Genomic DNA, 11,234 nt, shown 5'->3' with positions numbered 1-11,234 from the left:
TGCTTTATGATTAAATTTAGTATGGTTTTTCATAGTATTAAATTATACTAAAAAACAGGTCTTAGCGCTAGCGCTCTTCGACCTGTTTTTCTTTTAAGGCTTTTCTATTTTGAAACAGCCCCTTTATTAAAAAAGTTTTCTATTTTATTGGTTCTGCTGTTTTATTTACAATTTCTTTAGCTCTATGACAAGCTACAAAATGATTTTCTTGTATTTCTTCAAATTCTGGTGGTATCTCCTTACATTTTGATATAGCATAAGGACATCTATCAGCAAATCTACAATTATCCTCCGGATCTATAGGACTTGGCACATCTCCTTCAAGCATTATCCTATGCCTATCCCTCTGAACACCTGGGTTCGGAATTGGTATAGCTGATAATAAGGCTTTTGTATATGGATGAATTGGATTTTCATAAAGGTCTTCTGAAGTTGCTAATTCCATCATATGACCAAGATACATAACTCCAACTCTATCAGAAATATATCTAACCATTGACAGGTCATGAGCTATGAATAGATAGGTAAGCCCTAAATTATCCTGTAATTCCTTTAGTAGATTAACCACCTGAGCTTGAATCGATACGTCCAGAGCTGATATAGGCTCATCGCATACTATGAATTTAGGATTTAATGCAAGGGCTCTTGCAATACCAATTCTTTGACGCTGTCCTCCTGAAAATTCATGTGGAAAACGCATTGCGTGTTCTTCATTTAATCCTACAAGCTTTAACAATTCAATTACTCGTTCATAGCGTTTTTTTCGAGTCTTATACATATGATGAATTTCTAATGGTTCTGATATAATCTCTTCTACTGTCATTCTAGGATTTAACGAAGCATAAGGATCTTGAAATATCATCTGAAAATCTTTCCTTACCTCTTGCATTCCACTATGAGACAATTTATAAACATTTTTCTCATTAAATATCAATTCTCCATCTGTTGGCTCGTAAAGTCTGATTATTGTCCTTCCAGCTGTAGACTTTCCGCATCCAGACTCACCTACCAACCCAAATGTTTCTCCAGGATATATATCAAAGCTTATCCCATCCACTGCCTTCAATGTTCCTTTTCCAACTTCAAAATACTTTTTTATATTTTTTGCTGATATCAAAGGTTCAGCCATCATCTGACACCCCCTTCAGCCACTTTTTTTGCCATAGGATGGTTTAGCCAACAGCAACTATAGTGAGAGTTAGTATGGTAATCTCTTTCCCGCATATTTTCTTTACAAATAACCATTGCATTGTCACATCTATCAAAAAATGGGCATCCCTTAGGTGGTATATATAAATCAGGAGGTGTTCCATCAATAGCATGTAATGATTCAGACCTATCCATATCTAGTCGTGGAACACTACCCAATAGTTTTCTGGTATAAGGATGTTTTGGATTCGTAAATATTTCATCTACAGTTCCTCCCTCCAAGAGTTGTCCTGCATACATTACAATAACTCTGTCGCTCATATCCGCGACAACACCCAAATCATGAGTAATCAAAATAATTGATGTTCCAAATTTTTCTTGTATACTCTTCATAAGTTCTAATATTTGAGCCTGAATAGTTACATCCAAAGCTGTAGTAGGCTCATCAGCAATCAAAAGCTTTGGATTGGATACCATTGCAAGGGCAATCATAACTCTTTGTCGCATACCACCTGAAAATTCATGAGGATATTGTTTTACTCTCTTTTCAGGTTGAGGCACGGATACTAAATCCAACATTTCCACAGCCCTTTTTTCTGCTTCATCCTGGCTTAAATTATGGTGCTTAATCAAACCTTCTACTATTTGTTTTCCCACTCTCATTGTAGGATTTAATGAAGTCATTGGATCCTGAAATATCATTGATATTTCATTTCCTCTAATTTTTTGCATTTCTTTCTCACTTTTTTGTACTATATCTTCACCATTAAATAGAATCTGCCCATTTTTATAAAATGCAGGTGGCATAGGAAGAAGTTGCATTATAGAGCTCGCTGTAACACTCTTCCCACAACCTGACTCTCCTACTAAAGCTACAGTTTCGCCTTTGTTTACATGAAAGCTAACACCTCGTACCGCTTCAACTTCTCCAAAGAAAGTTTTGAAAGACACTGCTAAATCTTTCACATCTAACAATTTTTCCATTTTTCCACCTCTTTCTATTTACGTAATCTTGGATCAAGTGCGTCTCTTAAGCCATCTCCCAACACATTAAAAGAAAACATTATAAGGGATATAAATACTGCTGGTATCAATATCTGATAAAAAAGCCCTACTTGCATACCAGCTAAACCATCATTAGCTAAAGTTCCAAGACTTGGTTTAGGTGGTTGTAGACCCAATCCCATGAAGCTTAGAGTCGCTTCCGAAAATATTGCTCTAGGTATAGTAAGGGTTACATTAACCAAAATAGGTCCTAAAGCATTCGGAATAATGTGCTTCCTGAGTATCCATCTATCAGAAGCTCCCAAAGACTCAGATGCTAATGAATACTCAGATTCCTTTAATTGAAGTACCTGTCCTCTAACTAGATTTGCCATAGGAACCCAACCCGTAATAGTCATAGCAAAGATGAGAACAAACATAGATGTTCCTGCCCCTGCAGTTGAAAAAACTACAGATAGCAATACAACAACTAGCATATAAGGAATACTATAAATAACTTCTGCTATACGCATCATGATGGCATCAATTCTATGAGAAGACATACCTGCAATTCCTCCATATAAAACACCTATGCCAAAATCAATAAAAGCAGCAGCTATACCAATAATTAGAGAATATCTAGCTCCTAGCCATATCCTACTAAATAAGTCTCTGCCTAATTCATCGGTACCAAACCAATATTCACTATTTGGTCTAACATTAATTTGGCTATAATCCTGTTCAAAATATTTAAATCCATTTATCCTAGTCCCTATAATGGACATAATTCCCATAATAATAAGGAGTATAAGTCCTGTCATAGCTAATTTATTCTGCTTTAATCTACGCCATACATCTGCCCAATATTTAATACTGGGACGTCTTATCTGCTCTGAGTCACGTAATTCATCAGGAGCTTTTTGAAACATTTCATCATTATATGTAACATCTAATTTCATTATTAACGTCCCTCCTTAGTTAATCTTATTCTTGGATCTACTAGCATATATGCTATGTCAACTACCAATAAAGCTGTTACTAAAATAATAGCATAAAATACGGTAACACCCATTATTAAGGTATAGTCTCTATTGAAAACTGAGGTAGTAAAAAACATCCCCAATCCCGGTATACCAAATATCTTTTCTATTACAAAGCTACCTACTAATAAGTTTGAAACAGTAGTACCTAATATTGATACAATAGGCAAAATAGCATTTCTAACAGCATGCTTTATAATGACTGCTGTTTTTGAAATCCCTTTAGATCTAGCTGTTTTTATATAATCTTGCCCTAATATTTCTAACATACTCGAACGCATAAGCCTTGCTGTCTGAGCAAGAGGCATTAAAGCCAAAGCAAAAGAGGGTAATATAGTATGTCTAAATTCTCCCCAACCTCCTATTGGTATCCATTCTATATTACTAGCAATGAACTGTATTAGAAATGCTCCCAGTAAGAAGCTAGGAACTGATACTCCGATTATAGAAATAATCATAGCGATATAATCCGGACCTTTGTTTTGAAATAAAGCTGCTATTGCTCCTAAAGCTGGACCAAATATCAATGCAATTAAAAGCGCTTGAACTCCCAATCGAGCTGATACTGGAAATCCTCTTCCTATCATTTCATTTACCGTTTCAGTATCTGATTTCATGGAATCGCCAAAATCTCCTCTAATGATATTTTTTAAATACATGACATATTGCTCGCTATATGGTTTGTCCAATCCATATTTTTTTAACAGATTTTCATAAACTATAGGTGGTATATTTTTATTTTCAGTAGCGAAGGGATTTCCAGGAACAGAATGCATTAATGCAAAAGTGATAGTTATAACTATCCATATAGTAATTACAACCATTACAAGTCGTTTTAAAAGGTACTTAGTCATTTTACCTCCCCTTTTCTAAATGTTAATAGGAACCAAGTAACTACAGCTACTTGATTCCTATAGCAGATATTTATCTGCCCAATTTTATCATGGTCTTTTTAATCGAAATTATGGTGAAACAATTTTCAATGATGCCGCACAACACTAATTTTTATTCAGTTATATCAGCATAAGTTATGCCTGGATATCTTATTGGAACTTTATATATTCCTTCTACGTTTGGTTTTTGAACATATGGTTGAGTATAAAAATATACTGAGATGACTGGCATATCTTCCATTAACATCCTTTCTGCCTGTCTCATATTCTCCATACGTATATTTTGATCATTTGTAGATTTTGATTCTAATATTAACGCATCATATTCTGGATTGTTATAATTTACATCGTTAAATGCACTTTCTGACCACCATAAATCTAGAATAGTCATAGGATCCATGTAGTCACCTATCCAGCCAGCTCTTGATATATCATAATCACCTGATTTTTCTCTATCAAGTTTTACTTGGAATTCTACATTTTCTAGTCCTATCTCAATTCCTAGTGCAGTTCTCCACATTTCTTGAGCAGCCTGAGCTATTTTCTTATGGGATTCTGAAGTATTATAAAGAAGTACATATCCATTGTTGTTAAACTCTTCTAAAGTCATACCTTCTTCAGCCAGTCCTTCATCTAATAACGCTTTAGCTCCTTCTGGATCATACTCAATTAAATTACCTACACCATCTCTAAAATCATTTCCATTTTCATCTTTTAGTCCAAGAGGAACTACACCTTCTGCTGGTATTTGTCCACCTTGAGTTATATCTGTAACAATAGTTTCACGATCAAGTGCCATAGATAAAGCTTTCCTTATTTTTACATTATTAAATGGTTTAACATCTGGATTTACATTATAATAATAAGTACCAACCTGCTCTCCTATTCGTAATTCAGGATTTTCCTGTTGTTGAAGTTGATAAACTACTGATGTTGGAACATCTACTAGAAGATCATATTCTCCGCCACTATATTTTTGCCATGCAGTGTTTTGGTCTTCTAAAATATCAAAATCAACACCATCCAATTTTATTTTATCTGCATTATAATAATCTTCATTCTTTTCGATTAGGATTTGATCATTGTGCTTCCACTCAACTAGTTTGAACGGTCCATTGGAAACATGAGTTTCTGCATTCTTTGCCCAATCCGGATTGGATTCTACGACATTTTTGTTTACTGGAAAGTAAGTATAGAATGCTGTCAATTCAGCAAAATATGCTGTAGGTGACTCAAGAGTAACTTCTAGAGTTTTATCATCTAAAGCAGTTACTCCGACATCATCTCTTGAGCCTTCTCCTGAATTGTATGCTTCTCCACCCTTAATATAGTAAAGCTGATGTGCATAATCAGCAGCTAGTTCTGGATCCAACGCTCTTTTCCAAGAAAATTCAAAGTCATGAGCTGTAACAGGATCTCCGTTTGTCCATGTTACTCCATCACGAATAGTAAATGTATAGGTTAGACCATCTTCTGATACTTCATAGTCTTCAGCCATACCATAAACCATTTCTCCATTTTCATCATAAGTCATTAATCCTTCAAATACATTGGTTAAGATCCAAGACTCATGAGTTCCTTGAGCTAATGGTGGATCTAATGATCCTGGTTCACTGCTGTTATTTGTTCTTAAAATCTTCTTTTCTCCTGTGTCTTTTGTACCTTCAGTCGTATCTTCAGGTTCTCCACTAGTATCATCAGCTGGAGAAGTACATCCTGTGAAAAGTATTACTACCACAAGGAAAATACTCATAAGTACTAATAATTTTTTGCTCATCACAAATTTCCCCCTTTTTTTATATGTATTGTTTTATTAAGTTTACTACATTTGAATAAAAATTTCAAGAACATTCTATTGTCTAATGATTGATAAAAATAAATTAATTTATGGTTTTAGTCAAAACCAGTTTGTTAGCTAAATTTTTCCATATATACACTCCTGTAATCTACTGTATTTAATCTGTTTATTTCTATAATAATATGAAATAAAATACGATATCATGTCTTTTTTTTTAATCAAATTTTTTTTACTCTATTTTGTTTATTAAAATATTTTTATTCCTATGTTCTATTTTAAAAATTTTTTTGAAAACTTATTATTTAACTTATAAGAAAATAGATATTAAATCCACTATTGCATAAATTTACATGGTTTATCTTTATTTTTTCTACACATAATACTATTACAATTTCATATTAAATATAAAAATTAATTATTCATGAAAGGAGTTGAATGAAATGGCAAATAACAACAATACTGGTAGAAACAGAATTGTAGTTCCTGAAGCACGACAAGCATTAGATCAAATGAAATTAGAAATAGCTTCTGAACTTGGTATGTCAAATTACAATGCAATGGATAAGGGTAACCTACCATCTAGACAAAATGGATATGTTGGAGGATATATGACAAAAAGATTAGTTGAAATGGCACAACAAAATATGAGTGGAGGAACTACTACTAGATAACTTAGTTTCAGATAGTTTTAAAAAGACAGGTCGAAAAAGACCTGTCTTTTTATTATTGTTTATAAAATTGATTATAATATTAATCAATCCATAAGAATTATACCAAGTTTTTCATAGATATTATTATTTATTATATCTGTTGCAGGTATATTATTATCTTTTAAAAATTCAATTAATGCCCTCTTAGTTCCATCTCCATATACTCCATCTAAAGTTCCATCATAGTAATCTCTTAATTTTAATCTTTTTTGAACTTCTGCTACATCTGCTCCTCTATCACCCGGTTCTAAATTTCTAAATCCATACGCAAAAGGTCCATAACTACCATTTATTATAGCTACAGTTGTATCATAATCTACAATATTATATAGCTCTTCTACATCCTTATTTCTCATCCTTATACATCCTCCTGATGCGTTAAACCCTATAGAACCAGGTTTGTTAGTTCCATGTATTCCATATTTCCCCCAAGGAACATTTAGCCCTAGCCATCTAGATCCAAAACCGCCACCCCACCTAGCTTTTTCTACAATTTTAAAGGTACCTAAAGGGGTAGGAGTGCTCGCTTTTCCAGTAGCTACTCCATAACTATTTATCACCTTATTGGAATCTAAATCTATAACAGAAAGCGATTTTCTATCTACCTCAATTAAAATAGCTAGATTATCTTTGCCTTTATTAAAATATGTATTTCTATTCTCATAGTCTATATCTCTTTTAATCAAAAAAAGATAAATATAATTTCCAATTATTATTACAACAAGTGCCAAAATAAACAATAAAAGTATAATTTTCATTCTCGTATTCACTAGTTATCCCCCCTTATGTTTATTTATATGCAAATAGAAAATAATTAAAACTTATGAAATATTTATTTGAAAACTAATGCATTAATTAACATAATAAGAGGGTGGACCATTATACTTCTGGATTATATGGTTTGTATATTCCATATATTGAAAAGTTTTCTTTGCTCAGTAATTTCACAATAACAGGTATTTGTTGAATGCTTATGTATAATTCTATTCCATTATACTTTAAATACAAATCATCAGGTTCAATTATATCACAATTATGTAACATATCTATTAATCTGTTTTTGACCTCTGGTATATCCATGCCTCCGATCATAAAAAAAATTTTATACTTCTCTTCTGAATAATCTTGTGAGTCTATCCTATTAATTAAAAGTATTCTATTCATATACAATCTCCTCGTTATTTTTTAAGTCAATTTTTAACACCTTTTCACTTTAATATTTAATGTTAATATGAATATAATTGACTAACATATATTATATTCCTATTAATGCCTTTTCTCTAAGTATTCAGGAAAAGTTAAAAATCAACCTAATAATCTCTTATATTTTTTTACCCAATTTATATAAGATATTCACTTTTTTTTAAAATTTAATTCCTTTATCTATTATTTTTAAGTTGTTATGATTATTTAATTTAGAATAATATTGTCATAAACAATTTATTATATTACAATAATATAGTAAACAACTTGAATTTACTACTTGGAGGAATAAAAATGAAAGATTATATTAAACAATTATCAAAATGTGTTTTATTTGAAGAAATAACCGAAGAACAAATTATTAATATATTAAATAAAATACCTTATAAAATTGAAAGTCATAATAAAGGTGAAATAATTGCTATTGAAGGTGATGATTGTCATAGCCTTGGCATTATATTAAAAGGAAAAATAGAAATCCAAAAGTTATTTCCTTCAGGTCAAATTACTACTATAAATAATTTTAAAGAAGGAAATATATTTGGTGAATCTCTAATTTTTACAGATAGGCATACTTACCCTGCGACTATAACTGCAATAGAAAATGCAAAGATTATGTATATAAAAAAAGATGATATTATAAATCTTTCAATGCTAAATTCTAAAATCTTGACAAACTTTGTCACAGTATTATCTCATAGAATATTAATGTTAAATGATAGAATATCAAATTTATCTCAAGATAGCATCAGAAAAAAAATCTCTAATTTTCTATTAACTGAGTATAAAAAACAGGGCAATATCGTCATAACCTTATCGCTTACCAGAAAAAAGATGGCAGAACTATTGAACATTCCAAGACCATCTTTATCTAGAGAATTAGTTAAAATGAAAGAAGAAAAAATAATCGATTTTGATAAAAATACAATTAGTATATTAAATATAGATTTATTAGAAGAATCTATGTTGCAATAACTATTGTTATACTATTTAGCCTGTTTTCCCTCTATGATCAAAGTTTCATGGTCTTGAATCTTAGCATATAATACTTTCATATGGATTCAATATCCGGGACTTCTAATTGATTCATCTCTCATCTTTTATCGACTTTAAATTCTTCTAAATTTTTTTCTGAAAATCTTGCAAAAATTAATAATAGACTTTCTCCCTTATAATTCTTTTATTCATAGCTTTTTTTCAATAAATAGTGTATTATATACAATGGTAGAGGAGGTATTAATATGAACTATGATGTTATAATTGTCGGAGCTGGTCCTTGTGGTATATTTACATCATTAGAATTAAAAAAATTAAATCCAAATAAGAAAATATTAATTCTTGAAAAAGGTAACTCCATAAATAAACGAATTTGCCCTAAAAGAAAAACAGGAGTATGTGCTAATTGTAATCCATGTAATATTACAACAGGTTTTGCAGGAGCAGGTGCTTATTCTGATGGAAAGTTATCCTTATCACCTGATGTAGGAGGTAATTTGCCTAAATATTTAGGATATGAAGAAACTCAAAAACTTATTGATTATGTAGACAAGATCTATTTAGACTTTGGTGCAGATAATAAAATATATGGTATAGATAAAGAAAATGAAATTGAAGAAATACGAAAAAAAGCAATTAGAAGTAACTTAAAATTAGTAGAATGTCCTATTAGACATATGGGAACAGAAGAAGGTTATTCTATTTATAATCGAATAGAAAAACATTTGGAAGATATCGGAATTGACATAAGTTTTAGAAATCCGGTCAAAGACATAATTATAGATGAATATAAAAATATCAAAGGCGTAATTGCAGATAAAAAATACTATTCAGATAAAGTAGTGGTATCAGTAGGTAGAGAAGGCTCAGATTGGTTGAGACATCTCTGTATTAAACATAAAATAAATACAGAGACCGGAGACGTAGATATAGGAGTAAGAGTGGAAACTAGGAATGAAATAATGAAAGAATTAAATGAAGCAATGTACGAAAGCAAGCTAATATACTATGCCCCAACTTTTGATGATAAGATAAGAACTTTTTGTTCAAATCCTGGTGGTGAAGTTTCAACTGAATATTATGATGGTGGATTAGCTGTTGTCAATGGACATAGTTATAAATCTGATAGTCTAAAAACAGATAATACTAATTTTGCTCTATTGGTAACAAAGCATTTTACCAAACCATTTAATTCCCCTATAGAATATGGTATGCATATTGCTAAATTGGGAAATATGCTTTCTGGGAATAAGGTATTGGTCCAAAGATACGGTGATTATAAACGTGGTAGAAGGACTACTGAAGAAAGACTCTATCGAAACAATATAATTCCTACTCTGAAAGATGCAGTCCCTGGCGACTTAAGTCTTGTTCTCCCTTATAGAATTATGAAAAATATTGATGACATGCTAATAGCATTGAACAATGTATCTCCAGGTATAGCCAGTGATGAAACATTGCTATATGGTGTAGAAGTTAAATTTTATTCTAACAAGGTAATCACTGATAAAGAGTTTAAAACAAATATTAATGGTTTATATGTAGGCGGCGATGGAGCAGGAATTACTCGTGGACTTATGCAAGCAAGTGTTAACGGAATAGTATTAGGAAGAACTTTAAATCGATAGTATATAACTTATTATGAAGTCATGACCTGTAACTATTCTTTGATACTATAATTATGCTCATTTAGCCATAGGCGTGTTCACCTATGGCTTTTTTGCAACAAAACTGAAGGATTACATTTCGATAAGTTCCCTATTAATTCATTCTCTATTTGTCTTCTTATAATGATCTTATCCGCTTTACTCTTACTGGAAATAAATGTGTTTTCTATAACCTTTTTTACTCTAGCTGGTCTTTCTGATAGTATTACGATTTTGTCTCCTAAGTTTAAAGCTTCTTCAATTTCATGAGTTACTAAAATACATGTTCTATTTTGCATTATCATTAGCTTTTTAAAAAACTCAGTTACAATCTGTTTGCTATTAATATCTAAAGATTTAAAAGGTTCATCCATGATAAGTATACTTGATGGATGGGCAAAAGCTCTTAAAATGCTTATTCTTTGTCTCATTCCTCCACTAAGATTTTTAGGATAATAATACTTATATTCTTCTAAATTAACTAATTTTAAATATCTGTTTATGGTAGTTTCAATTTGGCTTTTATCCATTTTATGTTTCAACACAAAGCTTATATTATCTTTTACATTTTTCCATTCAATTAATCTATCCTCTTGAAAAACAAAACTCATATCTTTTCCCTTAAATCCTGTTATTTGTCCTGAATCCTTATCTATTATTCCTGCTATTATATTTAAAAGAGTGGTCTTGCCACAACCGGACGGTCCTAAAATACATGTGGTCTTATATTCATCAAATTCAATACTAACATCTTCTAATACTTTCAAGCTATTGTAATGCTTGATAATATCTTTAACCTGATATTTTTTCAATTT

At 31.2% G+C, this 11,234-nt stretch carries 11 protein-coding genes; 3 read left to right on the top strand and 8 right to left on the bottom strand.

The genetic code is table 11. The features are described 5' to 3' along the window. Positions 1-139: 139 nt before the first annotated feature. The 5 genes from K8M07_RS08460 to K8M07_RS08440 form a co-directional block, all read right to left on the bottom strand. Entirely contained in the window at positions 140-1,129 is a 990-nt protein-coding gene (locus K8M07_RS08460; RefSeq protein ID WP_223377751.1) for an ABC transporter ATP-binding protein, read from the bottom strand. Beyond that, positions 1,129-2,133 (bottom strand): ABC transporter ATP-binding protein, encoded by a 1,005-nt coding sequence (locus K8M07_RS08455; RefSeq protein WP_223377746.1) that lies wholly within the window; start codon positions 2,131-2,133, stop codon positions 1,129-1,131. The genes K8M07_RS08460 and K8M07_RS08455 overlap by 1 nt, the downstream gene beginning before the upstream one ends. A 14-nt stretch (positions 2,134-2,147) precedes the next feature. Continuing rightward, entirely contained in the window at positions 2,148-3,092 is a 945-nt protein-coding gene (locus K8M07_RS08450; protein ID WP_223377744.1) for an ABC transporter permease, read from the bottom strand. A gap of 2 nt (positions 3,093-3,094) precedes the next feature. Continuing rightward, a complete protein-coding gene (locus K8M07_RS08445; protein ID WP_223377742.1) occupies positions 3,095-4,027 on the bottom strand; it encodes an ABC transporter permease in 933 nt (310 codons plus the stop codon). A gap of 151 nt (positions 4,028-4,178) precedes the next feature. After that, positions 4,179-5,843 (bottom strand): peptide ABC transporter substrate-binding protein, encoded by a 1,665-nt coding sequence (locus tag K8M07_RS08440; protein WP_223377740.1) that lies wholly within the window; start codon positions 5,841-5,843, stop codon positions 4,179-4,181. A 461-nt stretch (positions 5,844-6,304) separates the two neighbouring features. Between K8M07_RS08440 and K8M07_RS08435 the strand changes: the two genes are divergently transcribed. Continuing rightward, a complete protein-coding gene (locus K8M07_RS08435) occupies positions 6,305-6,535 on the top strand; it encodes an alpha/beta-type small acid-soluble spore protein (protein ID WP_223377738.1) in 231 nt (76 codons plus the stop codon). Positions 6,536-6,618: 83 nt separating this feature from the next. Here the strand turns inward: K8M07_RS08435 and K8M07_RS08430 are convergent, their stop codons facing one another. Further along, the gene (locus K8M07_RS08430; protein ID WP_223377736.1) at positions 6,619-7,344 is read right to left on the bottom strand and encodes a L,D-transpeptidase family protein; all 726 of its coding nucleotides are present in this window, start codon (positions 7,342-7,344) and stop codon (positions 6,619-6,621) included. Positions 7,345-7,453: 109 nt separating this feature from the next. Beyond that, positions 7,454-7,738, bottom strand: a complete 285-nt coding sequence (locus K8M07_RS08425; protein ID WP_223377735.1) for a hypothetical protein — start codon at positions 7,736-7,738, stop codon at positions 7,454-7,456. Between the two features lie 333 nt (positions 7,739-8,071). Here K8M07_RS08425 and K8M07_RS08420 point away from each other — a divergent pair, with 333 nt between their 5' ends. Beyond that, positions 8,072-8,752, top strand: a complete 681-nt coding sequence (locus tag K8M07_RS08420) for a Crp/Fnr family transcriptional regulator (RefSeq protein ID WP_223377733.1) — start codon at positions 8,072-8,074, stop codon at positions 8,750-8,752. A gap of 266 nt (positions 8,753-9,018) precedes the next feature. Then, positions 9,019-10,401, top strand: a complete 1,383-nt coding sequence (locus tag K8M07_RS08415; protein WP_223377731.1) for an NAD(P)/FAD-dependent oxidoreductase — start codon at positions 9,019-9,021, stop codon at positions 10,399-10,401. Between the two features lie 77 nt (positions 10,402-10,478). On the opposite strand, the gene K8M07_RS08410 is transcribed toward K8M07_RS08415, so the two are convergent. Further along, positions 10,479-11,231 (bottom strand): ABC transporter ATP-binding protein, encoded by a 753-nt coding sequence (locus K8M07_RS08410; RefSeq protein WP_223377729.1) that lies wholly within the window; start codon positions 11,229-11,231, stop codon positions 10,479-10,481. Positions 11,232-11,234 lie beyond the last annotated feature (3 nt).

The organism is Schnuerera sp. xch1 (assembly GCF_019931165.1).
Classification (GTDB): domain Bacteria; phylum Bacillota; class Clostridia; order Tissierellales; family Tepidimicrobiaceae; genus JAIOUP01.
Note: the sequence above shows the minus strand (reverse complement) of the source record. Positions and strands in the feature narration are given on the sequence as shown.